This is a genomic window from Roseinatronobacter sp. S2 (assembly GCF_029581395.1).
Lineage (GTDB): Bacteria > Pseudomonadota > Alphaproteobacteria > Rhodobacterales > Rhodobacteraceae > Roseinatronobacter.
In genome coordinates this window covers 2619071-2634861 of record NZ_CP121113.1, presented here as the reverse complement: position 1 = coordinate 2634861, position 15791 = coordinate 2619071, and the positions used below count along the sequence as shown (strand labels likewise).

The 15791-nt window shown below is 58.3% G+C and carries 13 protein-coding genes and 1 tRNA gene; 6 read left to right on the top strand and 8 right to left on the bottom strand.

The window, feature by feature from the left end; genetic code table 11:
- Positions 1-44: 44 nt before the first annotated feature.
- Positions 45-2255: a methyl-accepting chemotaxis protein gene (locus P8S53_RS12630; RefSeq protein ID WP_277804323.1), complete on the top strand. Its 2211-nt coding sequence runs from the start codon at positions 45-47 to the stop codon at positions 2253-2255.
- A gap of 705 nt (positions 2256-2960) precedes the next feature.
- Here P8S53_RS12630 and P8S53_RS12625 read toward each other — a convergent pair.
- A complete protein-coding gene (locus P8S53_RS12625) occupies positions 2961-3227 on the bottom strand; it encodes a hypothetical protein (RefSeq protein ID WP_277804322.1) in 267 nt (88 codons plus the stop codon).
- 96 nt (positions 3228-3323) lie between these two features.
- Positions 3324-3400 (bottom strand) — tRNA-Pro (locus tag P8S53_RS12620).
- Between the two features lie 149 nt (positions 3401-3549).
- Here P8S53_RS12620 and rnd point away from each other — a divergent pair.
- Positions 3550-4716: a ribonuclease D gene (rnd, locus tag P8S53_RS12615; protein WP_277804321.1), complete on the top strand. Its 1167-nt coding sequence runs from the start codon at positions 3550-3552 to the stop codon at positions 4714-4716.
- Positions 4717-4841: 125 nt separating this feature from the next.
- Here the strand turns inward: rnd and P8S53_RS12610 are convergent, their stop codons facing one another.
- On the bottom strand, positions 4842-5309 hold the full coding sequence (locus P8S53_RS12610; RefSeq protein WP_277804320.1) for a hypothetical protein: 468 nt from the start codon (positions 5307-5309) through the stop codon (positions 4842-4844).
- Between the two features lie 196 nt (positions 5310-5505).
- Between P8S53_RS12610 and P8S53_RS12605 the strand changes: the two genes are divergently transcribed.
- The 3 genes from P8S53_RS12605 (at position 5506) to fabD (ending at position 7835) form a co-directional block, all read left to right on the top strand.
- Entirely contained in the window at positions 5506-5931 is a 426-nt protein-coding gene (locus tag P8S53_RS12605) for a SufE family protein (RefSeq protein WP_277804319.1), read from the top strand.
- On the top strand, positions 5928-6749 hold the full coding sequence (locus P8S53_RS12600; RefSeq protein ID WP_277804318.1) for a sulfite exporter TauE/SafE family protein: 822 nt from the start codon (positions 5928-5930) through the stop codon (positions 6747-6749). The genes P8S53_RS12605 and P8S53_RS12600 overlap by 4 nt, the downstream gene beginning before the upstream one ends.
- Positions 6750-6902: 153 nt before the next feature.
- Positions 6903-7835: an ACP S-malonyltransferase gene (gene fabD / locus P8S53_RS12595; protein ID WP_277804317.1), complete on the top strand. Its 933-nt coding sequence runs from the start codon at positions 6903-6905 to the stop codon at positions 7833-7835.
- 168 nt (positions 7836-8003) lie between these two features.
- Here fabD and P8S53_RS12590 read toward each other — a convergent pair whose 3' ends face one another.
- The 5 genes from P8S53_RS12590 to P8S53_RS12570 all read right to left on the bottom strand — a co-directional run bounded on the left by P8S53_RS12590 (position 8004) and on the right by P8S53_RS12570 (position 13062).
- Positions 8004-8561 (bottom strand): YSC84-related protein, encoded by a 558-nt coding sequence (locus P8S53_RS12590; protein WP_277804316.1) that lies wholly within the window; start codon positions 8559-8561, stop codon positions 8004-8006.
- A gap of 172 nt (positions 8562-8733) precedes the next feature.
- Entirely contained in the window at positions 8734-9726 is a 993-nt protein-coding gene (gene hemB / locus P8S53_RS12585) for a porphobilinogen synthase (RefSeq protein ID WP_277804315.1), read from the bottom strand.
- Between the two features lie 149 nt (positions 9727-9875).
- Positions 9876-11231 carry a TRAP transporter large permease subunit gene (locus P8S53_RS12580; RefSeq protein ID WP_277804314.1) on the bottom strand — a complete coding sequence of 452 codons (1356 nt, stop codon included), beginning with the start codon at positions 11229-11231 and terminating at the stop codon, positions 9876-9878.
- Positions 11232-11289: 58 nt separating this feature from the next.
- Positions 11290-11952, bottom strand: coding sequence for a TRAP transporter small permease subunit (locus tag P8S53_RS12575; protein WP_277804313.1), 663 nt, complete (start codon positions 11950-11952; stop codon positions 11290-11292).
- 48 nt (positions 11953-12000) lie between these two features.
- Entirely contained in the window at positions 12001-13062 is a 1062-nt protein-coding gene (locus P8S53_RS12570; RefSeq protein ID WP_277804312.1) for a TRAP transporter substrate-binding protein, read from the bottom strand.
- 447 nt (positions 13063-13509) lie between these two features.
- On the opposite strand from P8S53_RS12570, the gene P8S53_RS12565 reads away from it, so the two are divergent.
- Complete coding sequence (locus tag P8S53_RS12565; RefSeq protein ID WP_277804311.1) at positions 13510-15789, top strand: TonB-dependent receptor domain-containing protein; 2280 nt, start codon at positions 13510-13512, stop codon at positions 15787-15789.
- Positions 15790-15791: the final 2 nt, after the last annotated feature.

Here is a 15791-nt window from a genome sequence, read left to right as displayed (position 1 = left end):
CTCCACTACTTTCCACGCAATTCAGCTAAGTCCTGAGGGAAACCATGTTGAAAAATACCAAAACAGCTACACAAATCGCCAGCGGCTTTTCTATTGTCCTGGTCCTGATCGTCGCACTTGGGCTATTTAGCTGGCAAAGGCTGGCATCAATGACAGATGCGGTCAGTGATATTGAATCCGCGATGGGCATTACAATATCTGCGGTCGGTCTGGGGCGAGAAGTCACAGAGGCAGGTCTGGCGCTGCAAGAATACAGGCGTACTGCGGACCCGGCCGATGCCGAACGAACCGTCATTGAAATGCAGCAGGTCCGCGACGTGGCCTTGTTGCTTGCAGATGCCGGCTTCGACACAGCCTTGGATATGGCTGTTATGAAAGACCGCCATCTTGCAGAGCTTTCGGCCTTTGTGGAGACCTACAACCAGCGCGAGGTGCTGAAATCCGGGTTGCAATCCCTGGGGATTGAACACCGCCGTAATCTGGGGCGCCTCGTGACTTTACTGGAAGAACGTGAGGCGGACACTGCGGCCTATCTCGCGCTGCGTGCCTCTGAGAGTTTTCTTGTAACACGGGTCCGTGTCGACAGATTCATCGATGGAATGCCGCTATCGGAACTGGACACGGCCACCGCACCATATGAGGCGACGCTCGGTTTCCTGTCTCGCCTGACAGCAAGTGGCTTGAGCGCTGATGAACGTGCGCTTCTGGGTGTTACCCAGCGGGGTCTTTCAGAATTCTGGGCGCTGGCAGATCAAATTCGTGATGTCGAAATGTCCAGCAGGGAAACTCTGGACGCTGTGCTTTCAACAACGACACAGGTCATGTCGCAGTTGACCCGCGTGCTGGAAGAAATCCGCACGGCGCGCGAAGCGCTGAATGCTTCCGCACACGATCTGATTGATCAGACCGTATTTTCAATTCTGGCAGGCGTGGCCTTCGCAGCTGTGTTTGGGTCAATAATCGCAGGGTCCTTGTCTTTCTCGTTGTCGCGCAGGCTGTCCAGACTTGTCCAGCAGACGACGCGACTTGCGAACGGGGAGCTGTCCGTGGAAATCACAGATGCCCAGGGTAGCGGTGATATCGCGCAAATGGGTCAAGCCCTCGCTGTGTTCAAGGAAAATGCCGCCGCCCGGCTTCAGGCAGAAGAAGAAGCGCGTCGGATCGAAGCCGCGGCAACTGAAAAACAGGAACATGAGCGGCGCCGCCAGACGCGTGTTGTTCGCGATGTGGAAGACGCATTGACGCGGTTGGCACAAGGCGAATTGACACATACCATTTCCAGCCCCGCCAATGACCCGTTTCCTGCAGAGTACGAAGAACTGCGCACCGCGTTCAATACTGTCGCCTCAAATCTGGCAGATACAATGTCGCGTATTGTGTCCGTCGCAGAGCAAGTTCGTGGTGGATCTGATGAGATCACGTCTGCCGCGCAGGATTTGTCGGGGCGTGCCGAAACGCAGGCTGCAACTCTCGAACAATCGGCTGCGGCGCTGAACGAGCTTACGGAAAGTGTTCGCTCGACCGCCGAGCTTGCAAAGACCGCTGAAAACGTGACGCGTGACAACCGGATGATCGCTGAAGAAGGGACAGCCATTGTTCGGGACGCGATTGCAGCCATGCAGAAGATCGAAAAATCCTCTGATCAAATTACCCGAATTATCGGGGTGATTGATGACATCGCGTTCCAGACAAATCTGTTGGCCCTGAACGCCGGCGTCGAAGCCGCACGCGCGGGAGAGGCTGGTCGTGGCTTTGCTGTGGTCGCCTCAGAAGTCCGCGGCCTTGCACAGCGTGCATCCGATTCCGCCAGGGAAATCAAAGGATTGATTTCTGAAAGCGCGCAACAAGTGGAAGCCGGTTCTTCGCTTGTCACAAGAACAGGGGGAAGTTTGGAGCAAATTCTACACAAGGCAAAGGATGTATCAGATCAGGCGTCTTCTATCGCAATTGCCGCTGCAGATCAGTCAAGTGCACTGGGAGAGATCAATTCAGGCGTGAACCAACTGGACCAGGTAACACAGCACAATGCCGCCGTGGCGGAAGAAACCAATGCCGCTGCCAGTTCGTTACAGCAGCAAGCGGATATTTTGTTGGGCGAGTTGTCCAACTTCAAATTCAACAGAACTTCGGGTTCGTCGGCCAAGGTGTTGAAAATGCCATCAAGTGACACCCTGCTGCCTGCTGGTGGTTTCCAGTCCAAACGGGGCTTGGGTCGACAGTCTGACGGATCGCAAGCCAGACTTCTTGAGTTTTGACGGATGATCTCTGGCTGGTGTTTGATGGAAAGGACGTGTTTGGCCATGCCCGTTCCCAAAGCTGACATGATTTTTGGCGATGGGTTATTCGAGAGAAGGGCTGTTGGATCCGACTATACTGCAAATCCTGAGCTTTCTGTCGCTCCACGTTGCTATGCTGCCCTTCCGTCAGCGACCTTGGCCGAGGTTGCCGACGGGGGGGATGGTGTCTGAGCCTTGTGACATGACTGCGCTGCTTTGCGCGCCAGCACCAGAGTGCGCAAATCCGTCGCGCCAGGTGGAGTTCTGCAGCTACCTGAAGGAGGGACGACAATGGCCATGCCTTTTCCGAGACACACTCAGCGCGCGATTCATCACAGACTGGGGGCGCAACCTGTCCCACCACGAGACGCAGTCTTGAATCACAGCAGAAGCGGGATTCGTGAATGCGATTTTCATGTCGCGGTTGAAATTTTGCGCCGTCATGCATCATCTGTTCTAGCGCTGGCGCAACGGGTCCGCTTGTCCCTGGGGCGGCGGTCACAACCTACGGCCGCGGCATTGCACCACATGCGCGCCACGCCGGGTGCGCCCAAGCCAACGCTCGCCAGGCTCTATGTAAATGCGCGGGCGCAGCCCCCTGACACCGGACAACCAAAAACCGCAACCGGCAACCCGTCGGATCCGTTCGGCTGTTCCGTGAAGAAGATATCACTGGCCCTGAAGTCAGAGACGTCGCATGAAGCCGCGGACAATTCCGTTGACAAAAACCGCTATATATTTGCCGATACTCATTGCCTGATGAAAGCTTGTTAAAGCGGTCAGGCGCGAGGTGACGTTTGACGAACGGGCCTGCCAACACTGAACGCAATCGCCGATCCTATTTTCTTTCACTTGCTTGTTAAGTGCTGTGCGGTTGGTCAGGCGCGTGGAGTTGCTGCGTTTCATGCGCGGGTGAAATACTGGTACATGAAGCTGTAAGCCCTGTTTCATGATGTCAGTTCTCGTGCAGGCCCCAAATTTCAGTCCGTATCAGGGACGTAACTGGGTCAGGGCAGTTGGCAAATTTGTGCAAGTAATTGATATCATTGGTCGGAGTGAGAGGATTCGAACCTCCGGCCCCTGCCTCCCGAAGACAGTGCTCTACCAGGCTGAGCTACACTCCGACCGATGGCCCGCGTATACGGTCGGCCAGGCGTTTTGACAAGGGGCGCGGCAGGGGAAAATGCATGGCCGGCTGGCGCGTGTCCAAGGGCTTTCCAAGGCACAGCTTTTTGCCTATGAATGATGTAGAAAAACCAGATGTGGCAGGCATATGCAGCTTATTACAACGACGACGGCGCTTGCCGAATTCTGCGCGGCGGCGCGCGCAGCACCATATGTGACGGTCGATACCGAATTCCTGCGTGAACGCACCTATTATGCGCAGCTGTGCCTGCTGCAAATGGCCCTGCCGGGGCCGGACGGCCCGGCATCCGGCCCTGCGGTTTTGATCGACCCGCTTTCAGACGGGCTGTCGCTGGAGCCGTTTTACGAGCTATTGCGCGATGAAAGCACGGTCAAGGTGCTGCATGCCGCCCGTCAGGATCTGGAGATCTTTTATATTGATGGGGGCGTGCTGCCCACACCGTTGTTTGACACGCAGGTTGCGGCGATGGTGTGCGGGTTTGGCGATCAGGTGGGCTATGAAACACTGGTGCGCAAACTGGCCAAAGGGCAGGTCGACAAGACATCGCGTTTCACAGACTGGTCGCGCCGCCCGCTTTCGGACGCGCAGTTAAAATATGCGCTGGCAGATGTGACGCATCTTCGTGTGGTGTATGAAAAACTGGCGGAGAAGTTGCAGGCCACGGGGCGTGGCCCATGGGTGGCGGAAGAATTGCAGACACTTTCTGACCCCGAAACCTATATCCAGCGCCCGCATGAAGCGTGGCAGCGTGTGCGCACCCGAAATGATTCGGGGCGTTTTCTGGCAATCGTGCGGGAATTGGCAAGCTTTCGTGAAGCATATGCGCAGGGGCGCAATGTGCCGCGTTCGCGGGTGTTCAAGGATGATGCGCTGCTGGAGTTGGCCTCTGTCAAGCCGACGGTCCCTGATGATCTGGGGCGCACGCGATTGCTGATGCGAGAGGCGCGCAAAGGCGACATTGCAAAGGGCATTCTGGAGGCGGTCGCGCGCGGTATGGCCTGCAACCCCGAGGATTTGCCACAAGCGCTGGCCGTGCGCGAAAACATGCAGGTTAATCCGGCACTGGCCGATTTGCTGCGGGTGCTGCTGAAGGCGAAAGCCGACAGCACCGATGTTGCCGCCAAACTGATTGCATCCGCGTCTGATCTGGATGCGCTGGCGGCGGGGTTTCGCGACATTCCGGCGCTGGTCGGGTGGCGGGCGGAAGTGTTTGGAACCGATGCGCTGCGGCTTTGCAGTGGCGAGGTGGGACTTGCTGTCAAGGGGGACAAGGTCGACGTGTTCGAGTTGTGACACCCAAGCGCGCCCACCGCGCTACAGCGTTTCGGAATTTAATCTGATCACAGGAAATGCTGTAGCTTGTTGATTTCACATCAATTTCGAAGCGAAAAAGCCTGTCAACTGTTTCTGAAATTACCTTAGCGCCGGACTTCGCGCTGGTTTTGCGCGCCGCGCACCACGATCCGCCGCACACCTTCAAGGCGCCTGTTCGACAGCTTGACGCCCGCTGTCACTGTCCGAGAGGCTTCTGACCCGGTCCCGCTGGCGGACATGGGGCTTGCCAAAACGAATTCATAAATCAGCGCGCCGTCTATGGGGCGTTCGTCATTGACCGCGCGCAATTCGACATCCCACCAGCCTTGGATTCCGGTTATGCCGGTTGCGTGCACAACGGCCCCTTCGGGCGTGCGCAGCACTTCGACATCGCTGACCACAGGCACCAGCGCGCGCCGGTCCACTGTCGTGCCCCAGCCGCTGGCAGGTGCAAGGGTTTCGGTTGATTGGCTTCCAAACCAGTTGCGCGGGTTCAATCGCGACTCGCGCATCGTCCCGCAGGCCGACAGGACCAGTACCAAAACAAGCGACGCAAGAAGGGGCTTTTGCATGACTGGTCCTTTTGACAATTACTGTGCTTTGCAGGGCTTTCCTACGGGTTAGCCTAATTCATACGCTTTGAAAAGTGCTCCTGAACCAAAGCGCGCAAGGCAAAGGGGGCATGAGGGAAATTATATGCCCGATCAGGCTGGACCTTGGCGGTCTTGCACCTTAGGTCTGAGGCCAGTTCCAGCCAAGAGGCCATCCATGGCAAGCCCCGCATTCGAAGATATCGCCGAGACATTTGATTTTCTGGACGATTGGGAAGATCGCTATCGCCATGTGATCGACCTTGGCCGCGCCATGCCCGCCCTTGATGATGCGTTGAAAACGCCCGGAACCCGCGTCGAAGGGTGCGCCAGTCAGGTCTGGATTCAACCCATGCTGGAGGGCGAGGGGCCACAGGCAAAATTCGATTTTCTGGGTGACAGCGACGCGATGATCGTGCGCGGTCTGATCGCGGTGCTGCACGCGCTTTATGCGGGCCAAACCGTGTCGGATGTTCTGAAGATAGATGCACAGGCGGAACTGGCGCGGCTGGGGCTGGATGAGCATTTGTCGTCGCAGCGATCTAACGGGGTGCGCGCCATGGTGGGGCGCATTCGCGCGGTCGCCACCGAGGTGGCAGGATGATTGCCGACCCTGTGCTGCTGGCACAGTTGACGGCGCTGCTGGTTGTGATTGGCGCGCTTGCGGGGGTTGTCGCGGGGCTGCTGGGGGTTGGCGGCGGTATCGTTCTGGTGCCCGCGTTTTTCTATCTGTTCACCGCGCTGGGCTATGGTGGTGCGCAGGTGATGCAGGTGTGTCTGGCGACATCGCTTGCCACGATCATTGTCACATCTGCGCGGTCGGTCCAAAGCCACCATAAGCGCGGCGCTGTGGAATGGCCCATTTTGCGGGGGTGGGCGCTGGGCATCGCGATTGGTGCCATTTTCGGCGTGCTGACGGCTGCGATGCTGCGTTCGGTGGTGTTGCAGGGCATATTCGGTGTGCTGGGTGTGCTGATCGGGCTGTGGTTTGCGTTTGGTCGCGCCGATTTCCGGCTGGCCGACCGCATGCCGACCGGCCCCCTGAAGGGCGCCATTTCCAGCACCATCGGGTTTTTATCGGTGCTTATGGGCATTGGCGGCGGGTCGTTCGGGGTGCCGCTGATGACGCTGTATGGTGTGCCCATTCATCGCGCGGTTGCGACGGCTGCCGGTTTCGGCATCTTGATTGCGGTGCCATCGGTGCTGTCGTTCCTGTTTGTGCCGATTGCGGATGCACCGCCGCTGACCATAGGCGCGGTCAACGTGCCCGCCTTCGCGATTGTCGTGATCATGACGACGATGACGGCCCCTTTGGGCGCCAGACTGGCCCATGCCATGGACCCCAAACCGTTGAAACTGGTTTTCGCAGTGTTCATCATTCTGATGGCGCTGAACATGCTGCGCAAGGCGCTGGGCTTTTAGTCGCGCGCAGCAATGGGGGGCCGTCTGCCCCCCCGCGGCCCTGCGCGGGCCGCGCCCCCCCGAGAGTATTTTTGCCAAGATGAAACTGGCCATGCTTGCGCAACGGATGGGATTGCGGCATGTCTGGCGCAGTTTGTGATCGAGGAGAGCCATATGAGCCGCGCATTCGTTTTTCCGGGGCAGGGTGCCCAGACCATTGGTATGGGGCAGGCATTGGCTGCGGCCTATCCGGCGGCGATGGCCGTGTTTCAGGAAGTGGATGAGGCGCTGGGCGAAAAGCTGTCCAGCCTGATCTGGGACGGCGATATTGCCGATCTGACACTGACGGCAAATGCCCAGCCCGCCCTGATGGCCACATCCCTTGCGGCCCTGCGCGCGATGGAAGCTGAGGGGGTTGCCATTACCGATGCGTCCTTCGTTGCGGGGCATTCGCTGGGCGAATATTCCGCGCTGGCGGCCAGCGGGGCCTTGACGATAGCCGATGCAGCGCGGCTGTTGCGCATTCGCGGGCAGGCCATGCAGGCGGCGGTTCCGGTGGGTCAGGGTGCTATGGCCGCGCTTCTGGGGCTGGATTTTGCAACTGTCACCGACGTGGCCGCCGAAGCGGCGCAAGGCCAGGTCTGTCAGGCAGCAAATGACAATGACCCCGCGCAGGTTGTGGTGTCAGGCCATAAGGACGCGGTCGAACGTGCGGTTGACATTGCGAAAGCGCGCGGCGCACGTCGTGCCATGTTGTTGCCAGTCTCTGCCCCGTTTCACTGTACGCTGATGCAGCCTGCCGCAGATCGTATGGCGGACGCGCTGGCCGATGTCGCACTGCAAGCGCCCAAGGTGGCGCTGGTTGCGAATGTTCGTGCCCAAGCGGTCAGTGACCCCGAAGACATCCGCAAACTGTTGATTGCGCAGGTCACAGGGTCTGTCCGCTGGCGCGAGTCGGTCGCCTGGATGGCGGATCAAGGTGTGGCCGAGTTCTGGGAAATCGGTGCAGGAAAAGCGCTGTCGGGCATGATCAAGCGTATCGCCAAGGGCGCGGAGACCCGCAATTTCGGCACGCCCGAAGATATGGCATCGCTGCGCACGCCGTGACCGGGCCAAACCCGGTTTCAGGCAAAAGCCCATACACGCAGGGCGCGGCCGCTTTGTCTGAACATCTGGTCTGAATGAACAGCGGCGCGTGGGACGCGCCTATGCCCGAACGGGCATATGCGAAGGCCCCAGCGCAGCATCAGCGCCAAGGCCCGCTTTGTGCTGCGATCAGGGAATGATGCGCGAATAGCGCACACCCGACAGTGACGCGCCTGCCAACATGCCGGATTGGCCAAACACCACGGCAATGACCGGCGCGAACTGGGTTGTGGTTTCTGCGCCCATCGACCCGCCCTGAGTGGGGGTTGCATAGCGCAAATCGGCGCTTGCGGCCCAGCCTTCGGACATGCGGAAATCTTGCAGGGCCTGTTCAGTCATGAAAAACAACGCATGTGCATATTGTTGCGCACCCGCTTGCAGCCCGAAACTGGCGCGCGTGGCCGAATAATAATCAACCGTCATGTCGTCAATGCGCAATGCACCGCGACCATAGGCCCCGCCAACGAACAGGCCCGCTTCGGTGACAACCGGAATATACAGAATGCCGCGCGCATTCGTGAATAGTTCATTCAGCGACGGGTAGGTGTCGCGCAGGAAATCGCGCGCTGTGTCAACGCGGGCATCCAATACGTCTGCGCCTTGCCCACCAATGGGGTTGCCGCATGCAGCCAGCAAGGCTGTCGCACCTGTCCCAAGAAGTATGTTTCGACGGGTTATTTGTTCCATTGCTCTGTTTGCCTTTTGTTCTTGCCCTTCAGGGCAGCCTGTGACCGCGCGGTTGATCCGCGCCCTTTTGTGAGCGACATGATAAGGGGAATGTCGCGCTTTGTCATCCATTTGAAGGCAAAATCAAACGCATGCGCGCAGTCCTGCCTGTCGTTGCACGCGTTTTTGCGGTTCATTCCGCCAATGCTTGCGCCACGCGCGGGGCAAAATAGGTCAGAACACCATCGCAGCCCGCGCGCTTGAACGACATCAGGCTCTCTAACATCACCTTGTCGCGGTCCAGCCAGCCATTCTGGGCCGCCGCCATCAGCATCGCGTATTCGCCCGAGACCTGATAGGCGAATGTGGGCTGGCCGAACTGGTCCTTGACCGCGCGGCAAATGTCCAGATAGGGCATGCCGGGCTTGACCATCACCATATCCGCGCCTTCCGCCAGATCGCGGGCAACGCAGCGCAGCGCCTCTTCGCGGTTGGCAGGGTTGATCTGATAGGTCGCCTTGTCGCCCACCAGTCGCCCTGACGCGCCCACGGCATCCCGGAACGGGCCGTAGAACGCGCTGGCGAATTTTGCCGCATAGGACAGGATCGCAACATCCTTGTGACCCTGCGCTTCCAGTGCGTCGCGCAACGCGCCGATGCGCCCGTCCATCATGTCAGAGGGGCCAAGGATATCGGCACCCGCATCTGCCTGCGCCAGCCCCATCTTGACCAGCGCTTCAACGGTTTCATCATTGACGATTTCGCCATTCACGACAAACCCGTCATGGCCGTTTGCATTATAGGGGTCCAGCGCGATGTCCGTCATGACCATCAATTCGGGAAATTCCGCCTTCAGCATGCGGATCGCGCGGTTGGTCAGGTTTTCGGGGTTCCAGGCTTCTTCGCAGGTTTCAGTGCGCAGCGACTGATCTGTATAGGGAAACAGGCAGATCGCGGGAATGCCAAGTTTGTGGGCTTTCTCGGCCGCGGGCAGCAGCTTGTCAAGCGACAGCCGCTCCACCTCGGGGAGGGAGGCAATGGGTTCGGCGATTGCGTGGCCGTCGCGGATGAAGACCGGCCAGATCAGGTCGCGTGGGGACAGCCCGTTTTCCTGCACCATGTCGCGCAAGGCACGGGTCCGGCGCAAGCGGCGCATGCGGGCGACAGGAAAATAAGCAGATGTCATAGTGCAGGCCCTTGTAAAGTTTTGCCGATGTCGTGCCATGTCAGGCCGCGAAATGGAAGCCCAACTTGCCGGCATTTGTGCTGATTGGCGCACAGACCCCGGCACATTGGCCGGGGTCCGCTACGCCATGCGAACTGGCGGCACAGGAATTACAGCAGCCGGTCGGGCAGCCACAGCACAAGTTGCGGGAAGATGAACACCATCAGCACCGCAAGCATCTGCAACAGCACAAACGGGATGACGCCTTTGTAGATGTCAATAATCGTCACGCTGGGCGGTGCAACGCCGCGCAGATAGAACAATGAAAACCCCACTGGCGGCGTCAGAAACGATGTCTGTAGCACCACGGCAAACAGCACGATGAACCAGATCTGGTCAAACCCCAGCAACACAACCACGGGTGACACCAGCGGCAGCATGATCAGCGAAATTTCCAGCCAGTCCAGAAAGAACCCCGCAAGAAAGGCGATGAAAAGGATCGTCAGGACAATCCCCGATGGCCCGAAGGGCAGGGAGTTCAGCGATTGTGTGATAAACTCATCCCCGCCCAGCTGGCGCATGACCACGGCAAACATGGTGGCCCCAAGGAAAATGCCAAAGATGAAGGCCGTGGTCAGCGTGGTTTTCATGCCGACTTCGCGCAGCACGGTCAGCGTCAGGCGCCCGTTGGCCGCCGCCAGCAGCGTTGCCCCGAAGGCCCCGACGCCGGATGCTTCGGTCGGTGTGGCGATGCCAAAGAAGATGGACCCAAGCACCGCAAAGATCAGCAGCAAGGGGGGCAGCACCGCAAGCAATGTGCTTAGAACCAGCTTCGCGGTCACCGGCGGCAAGTCGGTGGGTGCGGGGGCCAGCGTCTTGAAGAATGTCGCGGCACCCATGATGTAGATGATATAGAACACACCCAGCATCAGCCCCGGTATCAGGGCGCCCATGAACAGGTTACCCACGGATACAGACATCTGGTCGGCCATGATGATCAGCATGATCGAGGGCGGAATCAAAATCCCAAGTGTCCCCGCAGAACACACCACGCCTGACGCAAAGCCCTTGTTATAGCCCTGTCGCAGCATGATCGGCATGGACAACAGCGCCAGCAACACAACAGATGCACCCACGATCCCCGTTGATGCCGCCAGAAGGATGCCGATCAGCACCACCCCCAGCGCCAGCCCGCCGCGGAAACGCCCGAAAAGCTGGACAAAATTCGACATCAGCTTTTCTGTGACGCCCGAACGTTCCAGCATCAGGCCCATATAGATGAACATCGGCAATGCGACCAGAATCCAGTTGGACATCTGGCCCCAGATGCGTTGCACAAAGATACTGAAGATGCGGAAATCGGTCAGAAAATAGGTGTCCCAGTTGAACCATTCAAAGCCGAAAATCGCGATGAAGCTGAACCCGATCGAGACACCGGCAAGCGCCCATGCGACGGGAATTCCTGTGAAAATCAGTGCGATGAAGGACACCAACATCGCCACGACAAGAATTTCGTTCACTTCCATCCCATATTCCCTGTGATGTAACGCGGCGATGCGTGCTGAACACTCAACGGCGCGGTCATTATTGCGCGGCCTTGGGACGCGGAAAGTTGAAAAGCAGTGCTGTCACCCGCAGCATTCGTGAAAAAGCTGCAAGGCCGATATAGGCGAAGGCCAGCACGATGACGCTTTTGATCATCCAGCGATTGGCCAGCCCCCCCGGTGCCGATGAACGTTCACCCCGGTTATAGGACGCTTCGACAAAGGGGATTCCATAACTGATGATGATCCAGCACATGGGCAGGATGATCGCGACAATCGAGATCAACTCGATCCACGCGCGCGTTCTGATGCGGAAACCGGCCGCAAGCGCGTCAACGCGGACATGCGCATCATGCATCAGCGCATAGCCGATCCCGAACATGAAGCCCACGGCATACATGTGCCACTGCACTTCTTCGATCCAGATGTAATTGACGTTCAGCGCATAGCGCATGATCACATTGGACACGATGATCACGATCAGCACGATCCAGATGGAATTCAGCACATATGACAGCAGTTCAAGCGCTTTCTCGATCAGGTCGGAAAGCCATGTGTGCGGAAAATCCAGCCCGTGGCTGCGTGCGCCCGCATCTTCGACCTGTTCAAGGTCCAGATTGATCTCGGGGTGTTGTTGCTGGCTCATGTTGTTGTGTCCTGTCTGCAAGCGGACAAGGGCCGCGTCAGTGCCCTGTTCAGTCATGACCGCGCCCCTGTGACAGGGCGCGGCCTTGGTGCGTTCAGATAAGGTTTATTCGCCGATGCGGGTCTGCCAGTCGCGCGGCAGGTAGCCTTGTTCTTTCCACGGACGGTTCAGCGCCTGGAAGTCCATCATCGAGTTATAGACGCGCGCAAACATTTCATCATCTGCCGAGCGGCGCGCGATCACAGTGTTATGCGCCTCGCGGAATGCTGCGATGAATTCATCAGGATAGGTGTTGATGATCGCGCCTTTTTCCTCAAGCTCTATCAGCGCAGGCCCTTGCATGGCTTCGGCTTTTGCAATCGCATAGGCGTTTGCGGCCATGCAGCTTGTCTCGAACATGGCCTGGGTCTGCGGGTTCAGCGCGTTCCAGCTGTCCATATTCACATATAGCGCCTGATTGGTGGATGGCTGATGCCAGCCGGGAAGATACAGGTAACTGGCCACCTGATAGAAACCAAGCTGAAGGTCTGCCGATGGCAACGAGAATTCGGTTGCATCCAGCACGCCGGTTTCAAGGGCCTGATACAGTTCGCCGCCGGGCAACATGGTGACAGATTTGCCAAGCTCCATCATGATTTCGCCGCCAATGCCCGCGGCACGGAAGCGCATACCTTCGAAATCTGCGACGCTTTCCAGTTCGCTGCGGAACCAGCCAGCGGTTTCAGGGCTGATTGTGCCGCAGGGAATGATATGGATGTTGAACGGCTCATACGCTTCGGTCATCAATTCGCGCCCGCCATGGAAATACAACCATGCCAGATATTCGATCGATTCAAGGCCAAACGGCGTTGCCCCGAACAATGACGCGGAAGGCAGCGATCCCAGTTCATACCCCATCCATGAATAGGCCGCGTCAATCGATCCGTCGCTGACCGCGTCGAACGCCGCCAGTGCCGGCACAACAGTTCCCGGTTCTGCAACGCGCAGGTCAATCGCCCCGTCGGTCATTGCACGCATCTGGTCGGCCATCCATGGCATGGCGTCCGCCAAGCCCGCAAGCGTGGACGGAAATGCCATGGGCACCTGCCAGCGAACGCGTTCCTGCGCTTGAACGGCACCTGCCACAAGGCTGGCGCTCAGGGCTGTTGTGATAAGTAGTTTTTTCATTTTTGTTTTCTCCTCCGGTTGTTGGACGTCCGTTCCGATATCCACCCGTTTCGGGGGTAATTCGTTAAGAGAAAAGCGCCACAGCCGCGCAATAAAATTACTCATACCTTGCTGAATTAGACAGGATATCACTTTAAGGGGGTGTTCGGTAAAATTAACTTACCAATTCAGGTGCTAAGGATGTGCCGATTAACTGCACCCGGTCCCATCGCGCAGCCCCGCAAGGCAGCCGGCAGCACCCCTTCGCCAAAGCTGCGCAATACCGCGCGTTCACGCGTAGTTGACATTACCTGACTGTTTCAATAGTGAATCGCTTCACATCTCATTGGCCTGTGACCCACGCTACAAGAGATGAACTTCCGGGCGACGTTTCGCGCGGTTTCACAGCCAGCATCTGCCAGCTTGTAATCCTATCGCCCTCAGGGCGTTCTGGCAGGAGTTGTCTTAATGAGTGTTCGCTCAACCGCGCGCGCAGCGCTGCTATTGTCGTCGGCCGTGCTTTGGGTTCCGCAAGGTGGTGTCATTGCCCAGACATTGGCGGATGACACCGCATCACCCGGCGTGCTGGGCACGATCACGTTGTATCTGACGCGCGCGGCGCAAACAGTTCTGGATGCGCCGGCAAGCGTAACCGTTGTGGATGGGTCTGTCATCGAAACGCACGCGATCAGTGACATGCAGCAGCTTAGCCGCTACGTCCCCGCCCTGACAGTGGACAGGCAGATCAATGCGACACAGCCCTTCAATGATTTTTCTGGCTTCAATATGCGTGGTGTGGGCGGCAATCGGGTTTTGACCCTGATCGACGGATCACGCGTGGCAGAAAGCATCACTGATGTGGGCCGTGACTATATGGATTTTAATTTCGTTGAGCGGGTCGAGGCCATTGGCGGGCCGGCATCCGTGATCTGGGGCGCGGATGCGCTGGGGGGCGTTGTGGCCATGCGCACCACCGACCCGGAAGATATTTTGCAAGGTCAGGACAGGGCAGGGACCGCGCGCATCGGGTATGACAGCTTGACCCGACAGAATTCCGCAGCGATCAGTTTTGCGCAATGGCTGTCAGAGTCCGTTTCCGTTATGGCCGGTCTTGCCCGGACAAAGGCCCGTGAGCCGCGGGTGTCGAATGCGCGGCCAAATGGCGGGCTGTATTCGGATGTTCATGGCGGGACGTGTCCGCGCAATATCGCGTTCGGGGCCACACCGTGCAACGAATTCGACCCGACGCATGTTCTGACCTATCGCGGACTTGCAAAACTGGAATGGCGCCCCACGACCGAGCACCGGTTCATGTTTTCAATTGACGTGATGGACCGGACAACAGATGTCGCGTTTAATCAGTCACTTGGGCCTGTGTATAACACGCTGGGCGTCGCAACGGGAGAGGTGAACCATGCCTATGACCGTCGCCTGAAAACAAAGCGGCGGCGCTACGCCGTGGATTACACATGGACCCCCGAAAACCGCCTTGTTGATGAACTTTCGGCGACACTTGCCTTCACCCCCCACCGCTACAATCGGTCCGGCACACGTTTCAGCACTTCAGCCACGGGCGATGCGCTTCGCACCGAAGACAGCCTGTCCTATTCTGAAGAATTCCTTGAATTCGATTTGCGGGCAGAGCGCGCGTTTGTGACCGGTGCTGTGCGCCACAACCTGACTATCGGACTGGATGCCGACCTGACACGCACCGATTACGAACGTATCGACAGGGTTTATAACCTGACCACGGGGGCGACGACCGAACGCAGGGCAGGCGGGTTCAATTTTGCCAATGCCACCACGCGCAGGGCCGACATTTACCTTCAGAACCGTATGGAATTCGGTGACCGGTTTGAGCTGACACCCGGGCTTCGCTACGCGACCTATTCCATCAAGCCGCGCGCGAACGCCGACTATGTGCTTGTTCCCGGTTTCGAGCCGCGCAAGCGTTCTGACGCGCGGTTGCTGGCAAGCCTTGGTGCCTTGTGGCGCGTAGATGAGAACTGGTCGGTCTGGGCCAATGCCGGTCAGGGTTTCAAGATGCCAACGGCGCAGCAGCTTTATACATCGCTGCCCGGCGCGTTCTTCGACCTGATCCCCGCACCTGATCTGCGGCCGGAAACCGTGCGCAGCCTTGAGATTGGCACAAGGGCACAGTTTGCCGAAGGTTTTGTGTCGGTATCCGGCTTTGACGCCCGCTATAGCGACTTTATCCAGAGCTTTTACAATCCGCCGGGCACCAACCAGTATACATACCGAAATATCTCGAAGCGGCGTGTTTACGGTGTGGAAGTTTCGGGGGAATGGGCGCTTTCCGACACGCTTACGGCAAGTGGTTCGGCAATCTGGCAGCGCGGGACACAACGCGCAACACCAACATCCGAACAAGCACCGGCAGACCTGCCGCCTTTGCGTGGCGAATTCGGGCTGGTTTATGAAATGCCCGATCAGAATGTAACCCTGGAATTCAGATCGCGCTTTGCCAAGGGCGTGTCGCGCACCGCAGATCCCGATGGTTTCAAACCGGCGGGCTACGGTCTGGTAGATGTCTATGCAACATGGAACCTGACAGAAAACGCGAGCCTTAATTTCGGGCTGACCAACCTGTTTGACAGGCGCTACTTTGAGACATCTGCCATTGGTGTGACGACATCGCCCAGTGTGGCTGTGGCGCGCCAGAACCCGCTGGATCTGCGCACCGGATCGGGGCGTGTGTTTACGGCCTCGTTGCAGTCGCGCTTCTGATC